The sequence below is a fragment of the Leuconostoc carnosum genome (assembly GCF_007954525.1).
GTDB lineage: Bacteria > Bacillota > Bacilli > Lactobacillales > Lactobacillaceae > Leuconostoc > Leuconostoc carnosum.
This window is the reverse complement of sequence record NZ_CP042374.1, coordinates 1,008,520-1,032,033: the sequence shown is the minus strand read 5'-3', so window position 1 is coordinate 1,032,033 and position 23,514 is coordinate 1,008,520. Positions and strand designations below refer to the sequence as shown.

21 protein-coding genes are annotated in these 23,514 nt (G+C 36.4%); 7 read left to right on the top strand and 14 right to left on the bottom strand.

Annotated elements, in window-relative coordinates; genetic code table 11:
- Positions 1–145: 145 nt before the first annotated feature.
- Positions 146–1,207 carry a BMP family lipoprotein gene (locus FGL89_RS05150; protein ID WP_147000442.1) on the bottom strand — a complete coding sequence of 354 codons (1,062 nt, stop codon included), beginning with the start codon at positions 1,205–1,207 and terminating at the stop codon, positions 146–148.
- A 347-nt stretch (positions 1,208–1,554) separates the two neighbouring features.
- Between FGL89_RS05150 and FGL89_RS05145 the strand changes: the two genes are divergently transcribed.
- Both FGL89_RS05145 and FGL89_RS05140 read left to right on the top strand, forming a co-directional pair.
- Entirely contained in the window at positions 1,555–2,094 is a 540-nt protein-coding gene (locus tag FGL89_RS05145; RefSeq protein WP_014975018.1) for a YagU family protein, read from the top strand.
- A 70-nt stretch (positions 2,095–2,164) separates the two neighbouring features.
- Positions 2,165–3,070 (top strand): alpha/beta hydrolase, encoded by a 906-nt coding sequence (locus FGL89_RS05140; RefSeq protein WP_014975019.1) that lies wholly within the window; start codon positions 2,165–2,167, stop codon positions 3,068–3,070.
- A gap of 14 nt (positions 3,071–3,084) precedes the next feature.
- Here the strand turns inward: FGL89_RS05140 and FGL89_RS05135 are convergent, their stop codons facing one another.
- From FGL89_RS05135 to FGL89_RS05120, 4 genes are all read right to left on the bottom strand, one after another.
- Entirely contained in the window at positions 3,085–3,891 is an 807-nt protein-coding gene (locus tag FGL89_RS05135; protein ID WP_014975020.1) for a Cof-type HAD-IIB family hydrolase, read from the bottom strand.
- Positions 3,892–3,984: 93 nt separating this feature from the next.
- Entirely contained in the window at positions 3,985–5,841 is a 1,857-nt protein-coding gene (locus FGL89_RS05130; RefSeq protein ID WP_014975021.1) for an FAD/NAD(P)-binding protein, read from the bottom strand.
- Between the two features lie 108 nt (positions 5,842–5,949).
- Positions 5,950–6,654 carry a LytR/AlgR family response regulator transcription factor gene (locus FGL89_RS05125; RefSeq protein WP_014975022.1) on the bottom strand — a complete coding sequence of 235 codons (705 nt, stop codon included), beginning with the start codon at positions 6,652–6,654 and terminating at the stop codon, positions 5,950–5,952.
- 15 nt (positions 6,655–6,669) lie between these two features.
- Positions 6,670–7,968 carry a GHKL domain-containing protein gene (locus FGL89_RS05120; protein WP_014975023.1) on the bottom strand — a complete coding sequence of 433 codons (1,299 nt, stop codon included), beginning with the start codon at positions 7,966–7,968 and terminating at the stop codon, positions 6,670–6,672.
- A 581-nt stretch (positions 7,969–8,549) separates the two neighbouring features.
- On the opposite strand from FGL89_RS05120, the gene FGL89_RS05115 reads away from it, so the two are divergent.
- Both FGL89_RS05115 and rihC read left to right on the top strand, forming a co-directional pair.
- Positions 8,550–9,773 (top strand): NupC/NupG family nucleoside CNT transporter, encoded by a 1,224-nt coding sequence (locus FGL89_RS05115; RefSeq protein WP_014975024.1) that lies wholly within the window; start codon positions 8,550–8,552, stop codon positions 9,771–9,773.
- A gap of 29 nt (positions 9,774–9,802) precedes the next feature.
- Entirely contained in the window at positions 9,803–10,735 is a 933-nt protein-coding gene (gene rihC / locus FGL89_RS05110) for a ribonucleoside hydrolase RihC (RefSeq protein ID WP_014975025.1), read from the top strand.
- A gap of 159 nt (positions 10,736–10,894) precedes the next feature.
- On the opposite strand, the gene FGL89_RS05105 is transcribed toward rihC, so the two are convergent.
- Positions 10,895–11,572, bottom strand: a complete 678-nt coding sequence (locus FGL89_RS05105) for a CPBP family intramembrane glutamic endopeptidase (protein ID WP_014975026.1) — start codon at positions 11,570–11,572, stop codon at positions 10,895–10,897.
- Between the two features lie 975 nt (positions 11,573–12,547).
- On the opposite strand from FGL89_RS05105, the gene FGL89_RS05095 reads away from it, so the two are divergent.
- A protein-coding gene (locus tag FGL89_RS05095; RefSeq protein ID WP_105451717.1) for an IS3-like element IS1163 family transposase occupies positions 12,548–13,617 on the top strand; the annotation gives its coding sequence in 2 pieces (ribosomal slippage) (positions 12,548–12,776 and positions 12,776–13,617; 1,071 coding nt in all).
- 267 nt (positions 13,618–13,884) lie between these two features.
- Complete coding sequence (locus tag FGL89_RS08810) at positions 13,885–13,962, top strand: hypothetical protein (protein ID WP_420844350.1); 78 nt, start codon at positions 13,885–13,887, stop codon at positions 13,960–13,962.
- Positions 13,963–14,317: 355 nt separating this feature from the next.
- Here the strand turns inward: FGL89_RS08810 and FGL89_RS05085 are convergent, their stop codons facing one another.
- The 8 genes from FGL89_RS05085 to FGL89_RS05050 are packed head-to-tail and all read right to left on the bottom strand — an operon-like array spanning position 14,318 to position 21,668.
- On the bottom strand, positions 14,318–15,547 hold the full coding sequence (locus FGL89_RS05085; protein ID WP_014975052.1) for an MFS transporter: 1,230 nt from the start codon (positions 15,545–15,547) through the stop codon (positions 14,318–14,320).
- Complete coding sequence (locus FGL89_RS05080; protein WP_014975053.1) at positions 15,547–16,320, bottom strand: amino acid ABC transporter ATP-binding protein; 774 nt, start codon at positions 16,318–16,320, stop codon at positions 15,547–15,549. The genes FGL89_RS05085 and FGL89_RS05080 overlap by 1 nt, the downstream gene beginning before the upstream one ends.
- Positions 16,321–16,330: 10 nt before the next feature.
- On the bottom strand, positions 16,331–17,302 hold the full coding sequence (locus FGL89_RS05075) for an NAD(P)-dependent oxidoreductase (RefSeq protein WP_014975054.1): 972 nt from the start codon (positions 17,300–17,302) through the stop codon (positions 16,331–16,333).
- Positions 17,303–17,320: 18 nt separating this feature from the next.
- Entirely contained in the window at positions 17,321–18,556 is a 1,236-nt protein-coding gene (locus FGL89_RS05070) for an aminotransferase-like domain-containing protein (protein WP_014975055.1), read from the bottom strand.
- 27 nt (positions 18,557–18,583) lie between these two features.
- Positions 18,584–19,321: an amino acid ABC transporter ATP-binding protein gene (locus FGL89_RS05065; protein WP_014975056.1), complete on the bottom strand. Its 738-nt coding sequence runs from the start codon at positions 19,319–19,321 to the stop codon at positions 18,584–18,586.
- 2 nt (positions 19,322–19,323) lie between these two features.
- Positions 19,324–20,028 (bottom strand): amino acid ABC transporter permease, encoded by a 705-nt coding sequence (locus FGL89_RS05060; RefSeq protein ID WP_014975057.1) that lies wholly within the window; start codon positions 20,026–20,028, stop codon positions 19,324–19,326.
- 12 nt (positions 20,029–20,040) lie between these two features.
- Positions 20,041–20,868: a transporter substrate-binding domain-containing protein gene (locus FGL89_RS05055; protein ID WP_135197942.1), complete on the bottom strand. Its 828-nt coding sequence runs from the start codon at positions 20,866–20,868 to the stop codon at positions 20,041–20,043.
- A gap of 53 nt (positions 20,869–20,921) precedes the next feature.
- A complete protein-coding gene (locus FGL89_RS05050) occupies positions 20,922–21,668 on the bottom strand; it encodes an amino acid ABC transporter permease (RefSeq protein ID WP_014975059.1) in 747 nt (248 codons plus the stop codon).
- Between the two features lie 406 nt (positions 21,669–22,074).
- Between FGL89_RS05050 and FGL89_RS05045 the strand changes: the two genes are divergently transcribed.
- Positions 22,075–23,511 (top strand): glutamate--cysteine ligase, encoded by a 1,437-nt coding sequence (locus FGL89_RS05045; RefSeq protein ID WP_014975060.1) that lies wholly within the window; start codon positions 22,075–22,077, stop codon positions 23,509–23,511.
- The last annotated feature ends 3 nt before the right edge of the window (positions 23,512–23,514 follow it).

Genomic DNA, 23,514 nt, shown 5'->3' with positions numbered 1-23,514 from the left:
ACGAGTCAACATTAAACACACCTTAAATATGATTATATTTATTATTCACACAATCAATCTAAAACATCAAATTAAAAATCATCTAAAAACACGCTATTTTGACATATTTGTCTGTCAAAATAGCGTGTTTTTCCAAAATGATTAATTATTTGATAGCACTCAACTTTGTTGGTACGGTAATCTTACCATCCAAAATTTGTTGCTTGGCTTTTTGTGTTGCTTGCCATGCGGATTCTGACATTGAATCACGAGCAATATCAACACCTTGTTCTTTTAGACCGTAGGTAACTGTTTTACCACCAGGAAATTGATTATCTTTTCCTTGTTTAGCGACACGCTCAATGGCATTATCAACACGCTTAATTGCAGAGGCTAAAGTGAAGTTAGCTTTTTTGCCATCTTTAGTTGTGTAGTTCCCGTCTTGCTTTTGGTCCATATCAACACCGACAACCCAAACTTTTTTATCTGCTGTTGTGTTTTGATTCTCGGCCTTTGCTTCAGCAAAGACACCATTTCCTGTGGCACCTGCTGCCTGGAATATCACATCAACGCCACTAGCATACATTGCTGCGGCAATTGTTTTACCTTTAGCGGCATCAGTAAATGTATTCGCATATTGTGATACAAAAGTTGCTTTAGGATTTGTTGCCAAGACCCCGGCTTTAAATCCAGCTTCAAATTGTTCAATCACTTCACCTTTAACACCACCGACAAACCCAATTTTCCCAGTCTTTGAAGATTCAGCGGCGGCGACACCTGCCAAATATGATGACTGTTCCGAATGGAACATAATCGAAGCCGCATTTTTATAAGGTACTTGCGCCTCAACCATGGCAAATTGCGTATTAGGATTAGCCTTAGCCACCTGCTTCATTGCTGGGCCACCCATGAATGAAATACCAACTACTAACTTATACTGCGCTTTAACTGCTTGCTGTAAATTAGATTTAATTTCTGAACCATCATTGGAAACCAAGTAAGAAAAACCATTCTCCCCTTGTTTCATATGATTCTTCTCGCCAAATCGCTTAATACCAGCCCATGCAGACTGGTTAAATGACTTGTCATCAACACCACCAGTACTTGTAACCAATGCTACTGAGTAATTATCACTTTTGCTTGAACCTGAATTCATAGCAATAGTTACTCCGATACCAATAACAGCCGCAGCACCAATAATGGTACCAATCAATGTTGAACGTTTCATAATTATTATCCTCCGACCACCCGTCTCTCTGTACGGTATGGAAATTTGTCGATTAGTTATAAAGCACATTGACATTAATAATACCAGCTATGATTAACCAAAGCAAGGCCCTCCCTACTACTGTTAATATTATTTTCACAATATAAATTTTATTCCATTTTTAATACTTTCATAAAATATTGGAAATGGCTGTTTAACCAACATTATTAACGAAATATAAAATATTTTTCTAGTTGTTTGACAATTCACAAATAAACGTTTATACTAACTAATTGTAATAGATTAAATTGCTGTTAACTATTATGGTTATCACAATTTAATTTCTTTAATGGAGAAGGGAAGTTCTTATGTTAACATTAGAAAAGCCACAAGCAGGCTTGAAAGAAATCATCATCAAAAGCATCTGGTATGGTATTATTGCTGGCATGATATCTGGGATGGTTAAAATTGGTTGGGAAGCCATATTTCCACCACGTACGATTGCACGTAATTTAATTAACCCACCACAGCACATGGCACAACAAATTGGTATTCCAGACCATTTGATTCAATCATTTGTGTATTACTCAACAGATCAAAAAGTATTCTGGTTCACTCTTGTATTGCATTTCTCATTTGCAATTGCATTTTCAGTACTGTATGTTTTCGTCTCACAGTATTGGAAGCAAATTGGTTTGTGGCAAGGTGCTGCTTATGGTCTTGTGCTTTGGGTTGTATGGCATGTCATTTTGATGCCTGCATTTGGTACAGTTCCAGCACCATGGAACCAACCATTTAGCGAACACTTCTCAGAATTCTTTGGACATGCTGTTTGGGGCTGGGCAATTGCTGCAACAGTTTACTACTTGATTGCCAAAGACAAAAAAGGTCATTTAACAAATCTCTAATCATACTTACAAAAAAGCATCCTTTTGGGGTGCTTTTTTGTATAATAATATGTAGAGGTATATTTATATTATGCTATTTAAAGACAAACCCGACACTTTTGTACCTGCCACCATCCCTTCTACGGCTAGGCAACGTTACTTAAATATTGCATATGCTTTCGATGAGCACCATACTTTAGATATCTATTTACCAACAGGCGAAACAACTTTCCCAGTAATCCTTGATATTTATGGTGGTGGTCTCCTACGTGGCCGAAAATCATCCGTCAAGCTTAATCCCAGCCTCCGATTTTTAGCTGATGGTTTCGCAGTAATTAGTCTAAACTACCGATTGAACACACCCGCCAAAAATTATTTTCCAAATCAAATTGCTGATATTCGCGTTGCCCTTGATTTTCTCAGACAGCATGCTAATGGTTATCAGCTTGACATGAATAACGTCACACTAATCGGTGAATCTAGTGGTGCTCAACTAGCAGCGTTATCGGCTGCCAGCTTTTCAGCTCAAGTTTCGTTAGGTACTCCGCAAACTGATAATTCTTTCCCGATAATTAACAGTATTATTGGTTTATACGGTCCATATCAAGTTGATCAATTTCAAGAACAATTTTTGAAGCTCAATATCACACCGAAGTTTCAGGAAACTGGACAGGCAAATGCTTTTGAAGCGATTATGTTGAACAACACCCCACCAAAATTGGCACCTGATTTAGTCATTCAAGCTAATCCAGCAACATATTTTACCTCAAAAATGCCACCACTAATGTTAATTGCTGGTACTAAAGATTCTGTTGTGCCTTATTTACAAAGTGTCTCATTAGCTGAAGCGTACTACAAAACAACAGGTAAACACGCCATCACACACTGGGTTTCTGGTGGTGGTCATGGTCCAAAAGATTATGATACTGATGTCATTTACCAGAAAAAATTAAGTTTTATACGTCGACACAAAAAAACAACACCAATCACTAAGTGATTGGTGTTGTTTTTTTAAATAATATCTAAAATTGTTTTTAGTACACCAGCATGGTTATTATCTATTTCAATATGGTTAAAATCACCTTGTAGCGTTGCGTTGGGCATAACATATGGATGCCCAACACTACTTAACATTTCAAGATCATTACCGCCATCCCCAAAAGCCGCAACATTTGCCATATCAATACCTAAATGATCAGCCAACTTCTTGAGTCCGACGGCTTTATTCACTGTTGCTGGTACAATATCAATTGCTCCAGTTCCGGTCTCAGTAACATGTATCGCATGATCCAAAGTTAATTTCGCTGCCTCATAAAATTTAGTTTCATTAAAGTGCTCCCAATTCATAGTGACCTTCAAAATTGGCGCTTTAATTTCTGAAACATCATCAAATATTTTAATATGCTGAAAAAAGCGAGCCTTGTATGCCGTCATTGTACCTGAATACTGTCGCGGAACATAGGCTGTATCATCTGTTGAATAAACCAGACCTCGGTCCGGCTTCACTGGAAAATCTATTAATAATTGCTGTACTTGTCTTAATATTGCAGCAGAAATTGTGCGTTCATAAATCACTTCACCCGCCGACGTCAAAACGCGTGCGCCATTATTATTGACAAAGGCTAGACCTGAATCTAAAAAGTTCGCTAATAATACGTTAATCCGTTCTTGATGGACCCCTGTAGTTATCACAAATGGTATATTTTTAATTTTAAGTTTTTGTAACACAGACTTAAACAGCACTTCATCAAAGGTTTTATCATCTCTCAAAAAAGTGCCATCTAAGTCAGTTGCAATTAACTGAATGTCTGCTGTCATGTTCTACCTATCAATCATTTTTACCACAAAACGACCTAGCGTTCTGTTATTAGTTTAACATGATAAAATATCAAACGTTATCTTTTTATGGAACTATGCATGCGCTAAAATACGTTCTGCTATCCAAGCACCTTCCCGCAAAATGATGGTATTCACACCAGGTCTTGGAATCACTGTGCTAAACCATTTTAGTCCCTCCAGCGGAATACCATAAATATATAAATTATTTACTAGTTCCCCATCACGATTAATCACTTCAAATGTTTGATGATCAACATTGGCAGCATCTAGTTTGTAGGTTGACCCATTACGACGTGTCCGTACTGGTTGTACCAAAATACCATTATCACGCAAATGTACAATCAGCGGGTTACGTGCGACAGCGATACTTGTTGTCCCCAAACGTGCCTCAATTAGGGCATTACCTTTAAACTCTTGATGGCGCCTATCACGGGCAACAAAAGCACCATTTTCTGTTGTAACTTTAATGCCTGGTGCTGTCACTTCAAAAATACCAGCTTTCATCAAAGCATATAGTTCTTCTGTACGTTCTAATGATGGCCCAACAGACACGAGTGAATCAAATGGTTTAAAACGGCTCAAAAACTTCTCATAATCATCTGCTGAAAAGTAATCATGTTCCACCACATGTCGTACCCAATTACGTAGATCACGTAAAATATCGAACGTTCCTGCCAATGGTGCCAGTTTATTACCAAGACGTGCATCATCAATAGTTGCCTTCAAATAGTCAAGAAACCATGTCTTATAATCTGCATCAGCATCTAGTTGGCGTGATGGATGACAAATATCCTCAACATCAAATATTGGATAATCTGTTAAACCAAATGATCTTGCCGTTTCAATTAAATCAGCACTTGTTAGCAAAGCCTGCTTTAATGCTTCAGTTTGATTATATGTCAAGGTCTGTTGATCGCTACTTAGAATATTATAAATATATTTATAAGTTAATTCTTTAATCATCAGTTTTTCAAAATCATCATAAGCCATATAACCGCCACCCTTAGCGCGTAATGCATCCAAAGCGGGCAATGTTAAAAATGTTGGTTGATATAATTCACTTGTTGATTTTTGATTCACACCGCGGGCACGTAATGGCAAGCCACCACGCGATCCAGCAATGACATGTGGCTCATTACCTGACGCTTGATACACTAATTTCCCATCATCAGCACGCACAAATTGACCACCTCTGCCAATTGAAAAATAAGCAAGATAATCAAAAAAACTCAGTCCGAGCCCCCGCATAATAATTGTATCTTTGTCACTAAACTTTGATAAATCTGCTTCAGCGGGATGAGTTGGGCCCACATACTGTAAGCCATGTTGCGTGGCAAAATTATCGAACTGCCTTTCTTCTTCAGTTAACTCGACATCAGAATGACCTAAAGCCATTACAACATGGTCAGCTAACATTTGTGTGCCATCAGTTAAATTCAATTCGAACTTTGTGCCAATTTTTTTTAGGTTGTTTACCGCTTGTTGCGTAAAGGTAAGCGTATGATTACTACGCACACGACTTTTTAACCAATTAAAATACCAAGCAGCATAAACGCCAAGCATACCCCGCGATGAAAAATCACCAGGTTGTGTCAAATAACGTAATTCATCACTATATCGTCTATCATATTCTGAATGACTCGCTAAGAATGCTTGTGCTTCGGTTTCAATCCATTGTCGCATGTTCGGTCCCGGAAATGGTGTGCCACCATTCTCAATTGAGTCATCATTAAATAAGGTCACCTGATCAATCACGGTGTTCATCAAAAAAAGTTTGTTGTTAACAATAAATGGATCCCAAACACGACCACCTATAGTATATGGATCATAAATTTGAACATCGAGTTGTGTCTTGTCATCCGCCAAATTAATAAGGCGCTCGGCAATAGCGAGTCCTCTTGGTCCAGCACCAATAATCGCAACTTGCATATATTTTCTCCCGGGTGCATAATTATGAACACCTATTCTAATTCTAAACTATTTACAATTATAATAGTTTTCAATGAGGTTTTCAAAAACCATTTTTGACGATACATTTCATATTGCTAGTAGCACTTTTAACATTTTAAGATACTTTCTCGAGCAGGGCAAGGTAACTTGATGTTTTAATGTAACTGTATGCGCCTTAGTATCTAAAGATTCGATCATGTCCCGATTGATAATATATGCTGCATGAATTCTAATTAACTTGGGATGTATTTCAGCTAGTGTTTTAACAGTACCACGAATTTGAATTGTTTGTTGAGAACAATATATCGTTAATAAGTGGCTATTTGCACCATTATGCGCAATATAAATCATGTCTTCTAATGCAATGTTCTCTCCAGTTGGTAGTAAAACCATTTCAAGTTGCTTTGTCTCATGATTATTATTGAAATATTGCTTAGCAGCATCCTGCAGTGCTGATTCAATACGTTGCACAAATTGTTGTTCGGGTAACGACTTATCTATAAAATCAATTGCGCCAATATGGTATTCATAGCTGGTAGCAACCATTTCGGAATGTGTCGTGACTACAATAATTGGCGATAAGGTATCAACTCGACGAATCGCTTTGGCAACATTAAAACCGGCTTCAGTCACTGTCTTAATTTCTAAATCTAATAAAATAGTCTTAGGCTGTTCATCTGCCATTAATGCCGCCAAAAAGGCCGTTGGGTTATCGAATATACGACATGTATCGATAATATTTCGGATGCGTTTTTGCTGTATTAATGTGTCTTCTAACAAATAATAATGCATCTTGTTCCTCTTTTTCTAAAACAACAATTTTTGTGTAAATATTTCTGAATTAACTGTTGTTGTCAATGATATATGATCATGTTGCGCAATATATTGATTAACAAAATATAATCCAAAACCACTATGATCAGATTTTGAAGAATATCCCATCGTCGCAATGTTCTCAACATTAATATGACCCATATAACTATTCCTGATGACAATCTGTTTAGAATCAATGAATAAAATGGTAACTACCTTTTTTTCCGATGGCACTGCCGCCTCGATTGCATTATCTATTAAAATGTTAAACAGTCGATAAAAATTCAGGTCATTTTCAAATCTTGAAACTTGAAATGGTTGATTTATCTCAACGCTGAAGTTAACACCGAGATCCTTAGCATATTGATATTTAACTAAAATAGCACTTTTTAAATTATTATCTACTATTAGATGCAAATGCAAGTCACGCGTCTCTGCCAAACCAGTTTCACTAGTTTTAATAACCGAATAATAGGTGGTCTTGATATCGCTCAAGTTACCGAGTTGAATACCATATTCTAAACTGGATACAATATTTTTATAATCATGTTTAAATGATAGGTACTCTGCATAGTGCGATTCAAGTGTGTGTGTATAATTATGCGTTGCCTCAAGTTCATCGCCATGTTGCTTGAGTTTGCTCAATAGCATCTCTCGATAGCTTAATCCAGCAGGTAATATTACCAGTATCACTACCACAACTAACAAGAAAAAATCTAACCAGATTGAACCAAAGAATGCGTCTGTTGCAAATAAATACGCACAAAAATCGTTAATAATACGCAGACACAAACTAATCCAAAGCAGTCCTTTAAGTAGCTTAGGATGCCCTAATAAGAACGCCTCAGTCAGCCATTGATACTTAAATTTTCTGACTATAATGGCTACACCAAGGGAAAAAACGTTCGCCAAAAAATCTAAACTAACTTCAATCACTGGTTCGACATCAAAAAATGCTACCACTGTTTTTTCTAAATTCGGTATCCAATAAGCAAAAAAACTACTAACAATCGCATAGAGGAGGATTATTGATTGATTACTAGCAAGGCGCTGTTGTCTTCCCAAAATATAAAGTATTGCGATCGCAGAAGTTGAGCTAAAAATTGCCCGCAGTATCGCCGAATCAAAACCATTACCTATAATATTAACAACGTATAATAATGGCAATACCCTCACTAAAATACGCCAAGAATAATGTCGCTGACTTAGGAAAGTACTAAACCAAGTCAACATAACAACACCCTCAAACAACGGCCAAGTCACGCTATTTAAAATATTTAAGATTTGAAACATATGAAGGGCTCTCCGTAGTCTGCTCTTTAAAAACAACTGCATGAATTAATAAAAATGTGCCCCAATATAGTCAGGCCTGCCCAATGGTTACAATAAAAAATCGTTCCAATCAGGGCCGATTGGAGCGAATTTCTTAACTGTTTAGCTGAATTGCTATTTATCTTTTTATATAATAAAGTAATTTTATACAAAAATCAACTTTGATTTCATTATATTATACTAAAAATATGCTTTAAAATTAGTGGCATTTTTAGACAATTTAGATACCTTAATATCATAATAAAATTACCCGGCAACTCTCTTAAACAAACTGTCTCATGCTTATTAGTGTTCCAATCATAAAAACTCCGGAATCATTTCGAAATTTAATAACAAGACATCATGTTTTTAGATAACGTTACAGTTATAATGATATTAGAAGTTAACAAAAGTGATATTGTCAATTAACCTGTTATGTCAACTTTATAAAGCTACCTGAAAATTTAGTTTGGAAGCGCTTTCAAGACTAAATAAACTATGTTATACTGGTTTCGGTTAAACGTTTTACTTCATTATATTTACTTTCACAGGAGGAAAAAACAATGTTTTTATTTGCTAATGTATTTGGTATCTTTGTTTTCATTGCCATTGCTGCTTTGTTTTCACGAGATAAAAAGAATATTCAATGGCGATCTGTTGGCATTGTATTAATCATTGAGATAGCCTTAGCTTGGTTTTTTACACAATTCAAGGCAGGGCAAATTGCGGTTCAATCTGCATCTGACGCCTTCAATTGGTTGGTTTCCGTTGCATCAGAAGGTATTGCATTTGCTTTACCTGAATGGTTAACATCAAACAACGGTGGTCCCAATTTTGTGACATCAGCTTTACTACCGATTTTACTCGTTGTCCCACTATTTGATATTTTGACATATATTGGGATATTACCTTGGTTTATTAAATGGGTTGGTAAAGGTCTTGCTTTCATTACTGGACAACCAAAATTTGAAGCCTTCTTTTCTATTGAAATGATGTTTCTGGGTAACACTGAGGTGCTAGCTGTTTCAAAGTCACAATTAGACAGCATGTCGGCAAAGCGTAATTTGACATTAGCCATGATGTCAATGAGCTGTGTCACATCAGCAATTATCGGATCATATACACAAATGGTACCCGGAAAATATGTTTTAACAGCTATCCCACTTAACATCTTAGGTGCCATTATCATTACCTCCATCTTAAACCCTAATAAAGTTGCCTCAAAAGATGATGTCATTGTTACTATCCATGAAAAAGGTACTAAAAAGGAACCATTCTTCTCATTTTTGGGGGATTCTATTCTTGGTGCCGGTAAATTAATCTTAATTATCACTGCAACCGTTATTGCTTTCGTTTCGTTAGCAGCCCTAATTAACCAACTATTTAGTTTAACCGGGTTGTATTGGTTAACACTTGAAAATATCTTTGGTGTGATCATGTTCCCGTTTGCTTGGTTGTTAGGCTTCAACGTCGACGATGCTTTCAAGTTAGCGCAATTCATGGGCACCAAGTTGGTTACAAATGAATTCGTAGTTATGGGTCAAGTGTCAAAATCAATCATGGCTAGTAAGGGTTTGTTCGCCAACGAACATGCACGGATTGTCCTAACTGTCTTCTTAACAAGTTTTGCTAATTTTGGCACGCTTGGTATGATTATTGGTGCATTTAAGGGATTAGTTGACAAAGAAAAGAACGATTATATTAGCTCCCACGTGCCATACATGCTATTATCAGGTATCTTAGTTTCATTGTTATCAGCAGCAACTGCTGGTCTGTTCGTATGGTAAACAAGGCAATAATTTAGAAAGGACTCGAAATGACACCTATTATTTTAGATATGGACCCAGGCATAGATGACGCTGTGGCATTGTCAATTGCACTCACGAATCCAGCAATTGATATTAAATTACTGACAAGTGTTGCCGGTAACGTTTCTGTAGATAAAACCACAATTAATCTTTTAAAACTCACAACATTTTTTAAGCAAACCCAGGTACCTGTAGCACGTGGTGCCGCATCACCACTGCAAAAAGAATTCGTTGATGCCTCATATATTCATGGCGTATCAGGCATGCCTGGCTATGAATTTCCAACTGTCACGACACAAGCTTTAACCATCGATGCAGTCAGCGCCATGGCAAAAGTATTGTCAGAAGCGCCTGAACCAATGACAATTGTCGCTACTGGTTCTTATACAAATATCGCTTTGTTAATCCAAAAACACCCCGATCTATTAAACAAAATAAAACAATTTGTTTTGATGGGTGGCTCATTATCTGGTGGAAATGTCTCATCAGTAGCAGAATTTAATATTTTCACTGATCCAGATGCTGCTAAAATTGTCTTCAAAAGTGGTGTGCCCATTGTGATGATCGGCTTAGATGTGACCTTAAAAGCTTTGCTATCTCTCCATACCATTGATGCTGTTGCCAGCCTTGGCGAAGCAGGAAAAATGTTACATCAACTCATGACCGCCTATGGTGACAGTGAACCCGGTGGCAAACCAATGCATGATGTTAACACCATTTGTTATTTATTAAAACCAGAATTTTATACAATAAAAGATTATTGGGTTGACATTATTACAGAAGGTCCAGCAGCTGGGGCCACGATTGCCGATACACAAAACCGCTGGTCAGATGGTAAAATCAATGCCAAAGTGGCAGTTGATATTGACACGGAAACTTTTGAAAAGTGGTTCATTGAACAAATACCAGTGATGAACCAGTATCTAGAAAGCACAGTATAAAATGGCATAAAAAAAACTGTTGATTTGAAAAAACAACAGTTTTTTTGCTACCTCAATAAACTCAGATTGTATAATTTTGACGTGCTTACTTCTCATTTCTTCCATAATTAAAAAATCGTAAAAATATGGGAATGTCAGCCAGCGAATTTAAGTAAAAATTTATGACAACAATGCTACTAAATTATGTAGACTATGGAACATGATCGAATACTGCAACTTTTTAGTCACAACTCTAACAATCATCAATACACCACCAGCCGTTAAGTAATTTGTCCACTGTTCCAATGTCGATGGTGAATGTACCAACGCAAACATCAGTGTTGGCCACAATATTTGAACAATTCTCCCAAGCGGTTTGGCCTCTTCAAACATAATGCCACGAAAATACACTTCTTCAACAATTGGCCCAATCACAACAATATTAAAACTAAATAATAACAGTGTCCACCAATTCGTTAAATGATTGAATATAGTATCAATGGCATGTTGATTACTGCCCGTTAACGGATTATGCTCAAATAGCGCAGGTAACCCAAAAGTTAGAAACAGCCATGTTATAACAAATATAATGACGGACATGCCAACTTTTTTACTATTCAGACGTTCAAAAACAACATCCGCTTGCTTCACTAAATAACGATATCCAAAATAAGCAACTAATCCACCGCCAATGATATTCAATACTAACCGTATCCAAGTATATTGATTTAAATTACCTGTAAAAAGAAAAACATCTGGTATGAGTAGAATCATATAAATTAATATTGTGACTAAAATGAGTTCAAAGAATTGCCTTACTTTTTTGAAAATAGATAATATAATATTTTTTAATGACATAATTTTAGTTTCCTTTTACGCAATATATTTAATTCCAAATTTGTTTTTAACATATTAAAATATCAGTGATATCTCTTATTTAACAGTACCAAAGTATGATTTATGCTAAGTGTTGTAGCGTCTTAATAACCAGCGTTAAAATATTTAAGTCTAAATTCATTTTTTTATTTCTCTATTATTATATTTGCTGTAAAATAGCATGCCACTACCAATTGAAAGTAACGCGTATAGAAAGTAACTGAAATTACTCATATTTGAACAAAAATGATTAACTATTGCTCCAATTGTCAAAAAATAAATCATGACAATCCCTAATGCTTTTTTGTTTATACCTTTTACCATTTTTATATCCTTCTACAATTTAATCTGAATAACTGTACCTGATTCAGTTTCCAACTAAAAACTATAAATCACACTTTACTTACTCCTGATTTATAGTTTATCAAATTGTAACCCCTAATTTTTCGCATATGGATCACTTATTTTTGCTTAAATATGTTAGTGACTTTTATTACTTGTTGTGGTAATAATTAGTTACACAAAAAATTGTTATTAATAACGATACTGACGACAATGATAACAAATATCAAAACTAGGAGACTCAGTGACGGTTGCAGAACAGACATGGACAGGATGAGTATAGTAGTAACAAATCTACAAGATCAATTTATTTAATCAAAACGCTATGTAAACACTCAATCGACCTTTATTTTTTATCAATACTCACAAAATAAAACCTCATCATGGTTATCCATTCACTAAACTCATGTACTTATTATTAATATATCTAATTTATTGGTAACACGTGTTCAGTATATTACTTCCCATCATATGATACATTGGTCCATAACCTGTCAGTAAAATTGATCAAAATATTAAAATCAGAGTAACACAACGTGCTCCTATCCTAGTATTTGGTACATAAATTTCTGAACAGTTGTGCCATAATTAATAAAACAAGATAGGAGCATTCCAATGAAACGATATCAAGATGATTTTAAAGCCAGCATTGTGAAGATGCATCGTGAAGAGAAAAGATCTATTCGCTCGCTTTCCGAGGAATACGGTGTTTCTCCAGCCGCAATTCATAACTGGGTTAAAGACGCTAAATCAGTTGAGCTAGAAGACGGTACTGAAGTAACGTCCAAAGAATTCAAACAACTTCAAAAGGAAAATCAGCGATTAAAGGAGGAACTTGAAATTTTAAAAGCTGCGGCGGTGTTACTGGGAAAGCATTAGGACGAATTAATTGCCTTGTCTTCATAGAAGATCAGTTATTACGACACCGCTTATCAATTATTCTTTCGGCACTGAAATTACCGCGCAGCACCTATTACCATTGGAAAAGATATCAACCTAGTCAACACGAACGTGTTGATAATCAGCTCAAAGAAAAAATTAAATTGATTTGGGAAAATAATTATCGTGCCTATGGTTATCCACGAATAACGATGGTGCTTCGCAAGTCAGGCATCTGTGTTGGGTCAAAACGAATTTTACGATTAATGAGGGAAATGGAGATTCACTCTTTAATGAATCGGCGATTTAAAAAACCTGGCACTCATGTGGATCATTCGCAACGCCCCAATTTAATCAAGCACCAGCCCAATGCAAGGATATGGCGTGCTGACATTACTTATTTGGAATTACGTCCAGGAACCTGGGTTTATCTCAGTTCTATTTACGAACCAAAGGTTCATCAAGTTCTTGCTTTCAAGATTGGTCGTCAGATGGAGGCGACGTTAGTTGTAGAAACGATTAATCAGGCGCTTGAATGTCATCAAAAGCCACAATATTTTCACTCTGACATGGGTTCACAGTACACCAGCAACGAAGTTGAAACTTTACTTGAACGGCATCAGATTAGCCACTCATACTCAAAACAAGGTTATCCTTATGATAATGGGCCAATTGAAGCTTTTCACTCATTGTTGAAGAGAGAGTTTGCCTTTCAAACAACTTTTTCCAATTTTGAGGACTTGGTAATCCGAACCTCAAATTACATCAGTTGGTTTAATTCCGACAGAATTAGAACGAGTGTTTAGAAAAAGATGTGCCATTTATTGACATAGGAGCATATGAAATTATAAAATATATAAATGATCCTTGTACCCTACATGTTTTTGACCGCATACGCTCTTATTATTTTTTAAAATAATTATACAATTAGAGTCAAAATAATTAATCTATCCATGATGTTTCAAATCATTATTAATAGTTACTATCTAGACTTAAATATCTAAAAAATTGAGAATTATCAAATTATTTTAAAGTACTGGCAAGAAATACAAAATAACACTAAATATCACAGTGTGTTTAGTTATAAAAACTTTAGTCCTTCGTCAGACGATAATTTAGCACACTCCCATATTGTAAATTGTTGCGTATGAACCATGAAACGCTCATCAACATATAGCTCACAAATATATACCAGGGTACTTAAATAAGATAGGATATCAAGAAAATATGTCTGTTAATCTTTCCGCATTTTCAATCATAGAGATTACTGAAATAACGATCATAATTAAATAATATCAATAGTGCCAATATTGTAGCAGATAGTCTAATAGAAGTCTTATTTTAATCAACCATGGCCTAGGATGCCCAGATAATTCAAACATTTTGAAGAGGAAAGATAAAGTTGCATGAATGTCATGGAATGCCAAACCCAAGCAAATCAACAGTAAAAAGTCTCAACATTATTATATCTAATAATGTTGAGGCTTTTTACTACCATATCAACTTCTAACGCAACAGCTGACGATGTGCCAAAACAAGTCCTAACGTAGCTAAAACAACTATCGTTGTGCAGAGATACATCCCCTGAAAACCAATTAAGCTCACAACAATTCCCCACACCAAAGCACCTAAACCATATGCCACGTCTGTCCCAGATGAAAAAATAGCTGTTGCACGTCCACGCTGTTCTGAAGTCACATCACGTAAAACAACCGCGTTCATCAATGGCATTAACAAGGCAAAACCAAACCCATCTAGTGCCCCAGCTAACAATAATAGTTCAATCGTGTCACCAAAAGCAATACATATGTAAGCTAAGGCAATCATGATGATTCCAGCTAAAATCAACACAAAAGATTTGAAATATAAATACATCCTACCAAACCAAATTCTAGCTAATGCACCTATAACGGCCTGCGCAGTAAAACTCAAACCAACAATAGCTGGCGATAAGTTTTTTTGCTCACCGAATTGAATCAAAAATGCTGCCACAGCAGCATTTGCAAAAGAAACAACAAAAATTAACAAACTAGGCACCCAAATACTTTGTAATCGGATCAATGCCTTAAACCCGGTTCTGACTTGTGTTGTTTCCTGAACTTGCGTATCACTATCATAGCTATCTTTGATGAATAAAGTGAGTAGAAATGCTAGGCTAACAAGTAATAAACTAAAATAAAAAAGCGACTGAAAACCTAAATTTTCAACAATCATTAACCCAATTGCTGGCCCAATTGCCGCTGGTAAAGTTTGTGAAATACTGAAATATCCTAGTCCAATCGACAGCTTTTCTTTTGGTATTTTATCAGCCACCAATGTCGCTACTGCAGTTGATTGCGTCCCATTACCTAAGCCTTGCACCGCACGTAATATAATTAAACTCACAATGGTGCTCACAAAAATCAACGTTGAAAAATCAATGACTAATATGCCTAGTCCAATCAACACAAGTTGCTTGCGCCCGTAACTATCAATTAACTTGCCAACAGGTATCCGCGCAGCTAACGCTGCCAATCCCCAAATACCAACAACTAGTCCTGACATTACAGCATTCCCACCTAATCGTGTGACATATAGAGGTAAAGTTCCCATCTGCGTTGTCACAGCTGTCATAACCAAAAAGTTAATGACCATTAGCAACACCATATCCTTAGAAAAAAGCTGTTTTTCATGACTTTCTGCTAATATTTTCTCCGTGCCAGTTGATTTACTAACACGTCCTTGCTTAAATTGCATCATACTTCTACCAGTTCAACATCATCAAAATTTTTACCAGATAAACGTGCCAAAAACTTCTTTGTCCGCTCATCTTGTGGGGTATTAAATATAGCTTGTGGCGTCCCTTCTTCAACCACTATCCCGCCTTCCATGTAGAGCACACGATCTGCTACTTCGTAAGCAAATTGCATTTCATGTGTGACAACAATCATGGTATGACCCTCTTGTGCCAATTCTTTCATAGCAGATAGAACTTCACCAACCAACTCTGGATCTAATGCACTAGTTGGTTCATCAAATAATAACAATTCCGGTTTCATAGCCATGGCACGAGCAATCCCTGCACGCTGTTGTTGGCCTCCAGATAATTGGACTGGATAGTAATCGGCACGATCAGATAGACCCACTTTTTCTAACATGGCTAACCCAATGTTAGAGGCTTCATCACGAGGTTTCTTTTTTACGCGAACTAATCCTTCTATTACATTCTGCAATACCGTCATATTATTGAACAGGGCATGTCCTTGAAAAACCATTGCCGTTTTCAAAATCAGATCACGCGTGTTACGCCGATCTTTTTGCGTGAAATCCTTGGTCACATCGTTAATTTTAATTTGACCTTTATCAGCTTGTTCCAAGGTGTTCAAACATCTTAAAAAGGTGGTTTTACCCGAACCTGACGGTCCTAGAATAACAATTACCTCACCCTTATGAACCGTAAGATCAATACCCTTTAAAATTTCTTTTTGATAAAAAGATTTATGCACGTCCTTAATTTCAATAAAACTCATGGCTAGCCTCCTAGTTCAAAACTATGTTTTCTGACTCGCCGTTCGTCACAATATCACGTGCATTGTCTAAAGCAGTAATTGCGATATCACGTACGGCTGCTTGTGTAAAATAAGCAATGTGTGGCGTTACCAAGACATTATCAAATGCCATAAGTGCTTGATAATATGGATTATCTGTTACCTCAAAGAATTCTTCATCCTCCAAAGCATCAAGTGCCACCCCTTTGAATTTTCCTTGCTGAAGATGCTTGATTAATGCCTTTGTATCAATGATACTACCACGTGCCGTATTGACTAACATGGCCTCTTGTTTCATCAAATCTAAATTGTCGAAGTCAAACAAATGGTGTGTTTGTTCATTAAGTGGCACATGGATACTAATCACATCACTGACTGTTAATAATGTTTTAAAATCAACACTTTCAATGCCTAACTGTTCGAGTTCTGGTTTGCTTGTACGTGAATTAATCAGTACGCGAGCCCCCATGTATTTTAATGTTTTCGCAACTAAGCTGCCTAATCGCCCTGCACCATATATACCAATGGTTAAATCAGTCAATTCTTGTCCAATAAAATCTTTTCTGTGAGTTGTCGCCTGTTTATGTAAATAAATTGGCATATGACGTAACAACATAATGATTGACATAACGGTAAAGTGCGCCACTGATTCAGGTGAATAGTTAGGGACATTAGTAATACTGAGCTGGTATTTTTCAGCAAAAGTAAAATTAATATTATCATAACCTGTTGATTTAACTGAAATTTGTCTCATCCCATTTTGAGCCAACTGAGCATACAACTTTTCATCGGTTAGAAAAGCTTCCCCTGGATAAAACACAACAGCATCATAATCACGTGTTAATTCAATATTGTTAGAATCAATTGCTACCGACAGTGTTTTGACAGTTATGTTATTGTTTTTAGCCCAATCATTAATGAAGCTTTTTTCTATATCTGCTACATTATAGAAAAGTATTTTCATATGCACTTTCTCCCTACCTCAAAATACCATTTGCTGTTTTATTTTAGCGACTGTTGCGGCTTGCGCAATACGTTTAATACCAGTTTCAATTTCTTCTACCGATGGTAGTGTGAAATTCAATCTAAAATAACGTTCATAACCCTGACCAGCTGCACTCATAATATTTCCAGGAATGACACCCACATGGTGCTGATCTAATGCATCATAGAATGTACTAGGATCAATATCATCGTTGAGCTTAACAGAAATGAAGTAACCACCGTCAGGTACAACAAAAGTCATATTTTGTGTGGCATAGTCCCGTAATGCGCCAACCATTGCATCTGCCTTCACCTTGTATAATTGGCGTAAATAATCAATATGTTCGTTAAAATCATAATCATCCATTAATTGACTAGCAAGATACTGCCAGTACAAGTTAGCAAACGAATCTGCCACCTGCTTGACCAATACTAATTTATCAAATACTGATTTTGGTGCTAATAAGTAACCTAACCGTGAACCAGGCGCTAAAATTTTTGAAAAAGAACCCGCATAAATCACATTGCCTGTTGTGTCCAATGACTTAATTTTAGGAATTGATTCGATTTCTGAATAAAGTAAATCACCATATGGATCATCTTCATAAATCATAATCTGATGTTTCTGACAAATATCATAAACTTCTTGTCGCTTCTCAAAAGACATTGATGTCCCAATTGGATTTTGAAAAGTTGGAATCAAATAAAGTAGCTTAATATGATGTGCCGTGTCAGCAGCTAATGTTGCTTCTAACGCCCCAGTATCAATGCAACCGCTAACCATATCAAATGGTAATCCCTGTGCGTGACCACCATAAGACTTAATTGAATTGACAGCCCCAATAAATGTTTGTTCTTCGGTGAGTACTGTATCACCCTCATTAACAAATATTTTAAATACCAAATCCATCCCCTGAGTTGATCCAGAGGTAATCAAGACATCATTAGCCATAACATCTAAATCTTGATATTGATGTAACCGTGCTTTAATTTGCTCTCGGAGTTTTGGAATACCTTCAGTTTCTCCATATTGCATAAATTCAACAGCATGTTGACGATAAATTTTATCAGAAAGCCTGGCTAACTTTTCGATTGGGAAAGCCTCATTACTCGGATAACCATAGGTTAATTTAATATAATCGTCGGCCCTTTGAACATGCTTAGCTTGTTCACGTAAAGGGTTGGGGATCAAACTAGACACACGTGATGCAAACTGATAACGCAATTCTGACATATAGCAAATCTCCTTCTAAATAATCAATCAATGTACAGTAAAACGGTTCAAAAATGATTTGGTACGCGCTTCTTGTGGGGTCTCGAATATCTGTTGTGGGGTGCCTTCTTCAACAATGACCCCATCAGCCATGAAAATAACACGATTACTCACCTCATAAGCAAACTGCATTTCATGTGTCACGACAATCATGGCAACACCAGCGTCTTTGACTGCTTTCATAACTTTAAGCACTTCGCCAACTAATTCTGGATCAAGCGCTGCGGTTGGTTCATCGAATAATAATACTGTCGGATGAACCGCTAAAGCACGGGCAATCCCTATCCGCTGCTTTTGACCACCAGAAAGTTGCGAGGGGTAATAATCACCGTGATCTGGCAAACCAATAACTGCTAGTAACTCTTCTGCACGTGCTGCGGCTTGCTGAGTACTATACCCATGGACAATGACCATCGGCTCCATGATATTTTGTTTTGCTGTTTTATTTAAGAATAAGGCATAATTCTGAAAAACCATGCCCATGCTCCGACGCAACTGTAAAACATCATTTGCACTCGCTTGTCCAAAAATCACTTCGTGATCATTAACCGTAATAGAACCTGAATCCGCTTCTTCTAAAAAATTCAAGCACCGTAGAAAAGTTGTTTTTCCTGAACCTGAAGGTCCTAAAATTGTAACCACTTCTCCCTCCTTGAGGGATAAACTGACGCCTTTAATAACTTCATTGTCGTTAAAACTTTTGTGAACATTTTTGACTTCAATCATGATCAAGACCTCTTTATTTTCTTATCCATACGTAATTCTAGGAAGACAGCGCCACGCTCAATCACAATGGTCATCATCCAATAAATCAGGGCTGCAGCGATGTAAGCTTCAAAATACTTATAATTTGAACTGGCAGTTTGTGTAGCTGCCGAAAAAAGTTCAACAACTGATACTAACGATGCAATAGCCGTCCCTTTAATTAAATTAATAAGCATATTAATGATCATGGGTAATGCCACAGGCATCGTCTGGGGTATCAAAACACGACGAATCGTTTGCATTTTAGTCATACCTAGGGAACGCGCAGCATCAAATTGTACTTGCTTAACTGATTCAAATGCCCCTCGGAATGCTTCACTCAATCCAACTGTAGCCATTAAAGATAAACCAATAATAGCTAAAACACTCATTGGTAAATCACCATATCGTATATGCCAACCAACCGCTTTAGCAAAACGGTTAAAATTTTGAGATGTTATCAAAAAGATAATTAAGAATATTAAGATGAGCGGGACACCCTTCAATATCGTAATCATAATTGATAACAGTTGTGACAACCCAGGTATTTTATAATACCTGACCAGTGCCACAACTAAGCCTAATGCACCACCAATAATCAAGCTGACCACTGCCATGTATATTGTGACTGGTACGTAACGAATAATTTGGCCCATAACTTGAAATATAAATCCAATATCAAAGTTCATCTGAAACCTCCATTAATCTTTAGGTACATAGTCACCCTTAAGCCATTGATTACTTAACTTTTTAAGTGTACCATCTTCTTTCATCTCTGCCATTGCCTTGTTAACAGCCTTAACGAACTTAGGATCTGCTTTTTTATTAAACATTGGGTAAGCATTAGAATGGTTAACTGACTTACCATAAACCAAATTTGTTTTAAATTGACGATTTAATAAATCAATCGAGTATTTAGGTGCAGGGTACACATTAAATTGTTCTGAATTTAATCCTTGTGCGACCTGTTCCATCGTATAAGTACCACGAACAACAGAGTATGCATTAGCATTTTTCTTTAAATAAGCATCAGTTAAAGTCGCTTGGTTAGTTGAATTAGTGACATATAACTTTTTACCCTTAGCATCGGCAAAAGAATCCAATACACCGGTAGATTTTTTAGTAGCTAACAACGTATCCCAAACTGTATAACCAACTGTTCCAAATTTAAAATTCTCCTTACGTTCAGCATTCTGTTCAATCTGATACATAGCAATCGTTGTCTTACCACTTTTTAAATTAGTAATCATTGTTGGAAAATCCGACAATGTCAGCTTAAATTTATACTGTGGCAATTTTTTATCAATTGCTTGAAGTAGTGCAATATCCATACCAGCGGGTTTACCATCTTTATCCAAGTAGGCAAAGGGCTGTCCATCATTTCCAGAACCAACCTTAATTGTTTCTACCTTAGAAGATGATTCACTACTTTGCCCTGTGTTATGTAAAAACATAACGGCAATAATAGCAACAATAACAACCCCTAGGCCAATCCATAATCCCTTACTACTTCGTGTTTTACTTTGCATAATCGTTCTCCTATGATAAATTTCTTCCCAAACATAATTAACGTGTGTCTTGTTTAACTTGTTTTTGGTGTCTCAATAACAGGTATAACAGGGTTAGTAGCTACAATTGGCATCTGACGAGAGGAATAATTACTCCGTTTCTCAATCCAACGGAACAGTCTTTCAAGAATGAAGCTTAAGATGACAAATATAATCATGGCACTTAGGTAAGCTTCGACGGTATGAAATGTTGCTGTTCCCAATGCCTTAGCTTTACCCACAACATCAAGTACGCCAATTGTGAATGCCAGTGATGTATCTTGCAGTAAGGATATGACCATTGTTGCAAAACTAGGCATGGCAATAATCACTGCTTGAGGGAAAATAATTTTAAAATACATTTGCCTCTTGGTATAGCCTGAAGTTAAAGCAGCTTCACGTTGTGTTGCGGGGACACTTTCTAATGCTGCACGAATAATTTCTGATAAAAACGCTGCCATATTTAATCCATAAGTAATAAATAGATATACCAGTGCATTGACACCGTCCGTATCAATACCAACATAACCTAAGAAAAGTGGTAAGCCGTAGTAAACTAAAAACATTTGTATCAAAATGGGTGTCCCACGAATAAATGAAGTAAAGACTGCCGCTATTTGCTTAAAAACTGGTGTATCTTCCATTCTGACATATGCAATTCCAGCACCAACAATCACACCAATTATTGTTGATACTAGTGTTAGTAGTAGTGTTACCGGCAAAGCCGATAATACATCAGGGAAGTATTGCCAGATAAGGTGTGGTTGAAAAAAATTATTCATAAAACGCCTCCTACTGTTCCGATGAAGATATTATGATAAATGACTAATCAATTCTAATTTTACTAATGATGTTTATATAGCCATTAACTGGTTAAATAACAATACAACAATCAAAACATCAACTAGAGATTAAAAATAATCATACACGTAATAAACTAAATAAACAATATTTTTGTTAAATTTGTTCACATTGCACAATTACAATAGTCGGCACTTGGTCAGCTTTTTAAGAAATGATCACCATCATGATTGCCATGTCAGAACCAGTTAATTACTGTTTTTAGTGTTTCACGTGGAACATCTTGCAAATAAATACTTTCAAAATAAAGAAATAATAAGCTGATATTCTACCAATTTTTTTCAGAATACGGTAAAATATAGAAAAAGATTTGAGTGAGGAAAAGCCATGACAGATCAACTCATGAATCCAACCAACCACATGCTATATGACGGGCTTTTTGGTCTGGAAATTGAAGAACACCGTGTCAACCGCAATAGTCACTCACTCTCTCAACATCCTCATCCAACGACACTTGGTGACCGCAGAACACAACCATACTTCCAAACTGATTTTTCTGAAAGCCAAGAAGAAGTTGTTACTGCACCAAAGCCATCGTCAAAAGAGGCATTGCAACACTTACACGAATTACAGCGTATGCTATCTGACGAGTTAGCTGATGATGAGATTATTTGGCCATTATCGATGCCACCACACCTGACATCATCTGATATTAAATTTTTACAAACACATTTTGAACGTTCATGGTATCAACAATATCGCAACAAATTATTTGAACGTTACGGTAACTATCAACATATTCTAACAGGTGTCCACGTTAATTTTTCACCTAGTGAGGATTTGATACAATTCTTTGCTAAACAACATCCCAAACTGCCTTATGCCACAGCTAAAAATTATCTATTTTTCCAAATTGTCCAACAAGTCGCAAATTATCGGTGGCTCATAACCTATTTATTTGGTGCATCACCACTAACCGAAAATAGCAATGATGATATTTCAACACATTACGATAACTGGCATCCCGTTCGTTCCTGGCGTTCAAGCCACCATGGTTTTGCTAATTTACCAGAAATCAACGTTGATTATACGAATTTTGAAACTTATATCCAACAAATTCAACAGTATATTCAGAACGGTGATTTCTATGACCAAAGTGAATTTTATGGGCCAGTACGACTAAAAGGCGCTGATAACCTCTCAGATATTGTCAAAAATGGTGCTGCGTATATTGAATTTAGAATGTTTGATATCGATCCATTCACTCAAGATGGTATTTCACAAACAGCTTTAAGCTTCCTACATTTACTCATCATAGATGCTATTATAAATCCTAATCAATGGCCACATATTGATGGCGGCGCCGCTAATTTTAATCATGTGGTGGCGACACAAACACCTAGCGAGACATTGCCTGAATTTGCACAAGTTTTTGCACAAACACTATTCCTGCGCTTAGAAAAAATTGTAGCTCATGCACCGGAAACACAAAAATCAGATTTTCAAAAAGCTTTATCGTTTGCTAAATCAGCAGTAACTACCCCCGACAAAACGCTTGCTGCTAAACTAGCAACTTTTATCAACAATCGCTCTCTCGTTGATTTTGCTCTCAAACAAGGAAAAGTTCTGTCATCGGAACGTCGTCAAGAATCTATTGATGAGATTTTTGCTAGCATACCTGAACAACTAAGAAATACTTACATTCAAGCACATAAATTAGGCTTTAAAACAATGCTTGATTTAAAAAGCACTTCATTACATTTAACTTATGGGGATAGAACTTGGACTGTTACCCAACCCGTCGATTTATCCGAATACATTTAATCA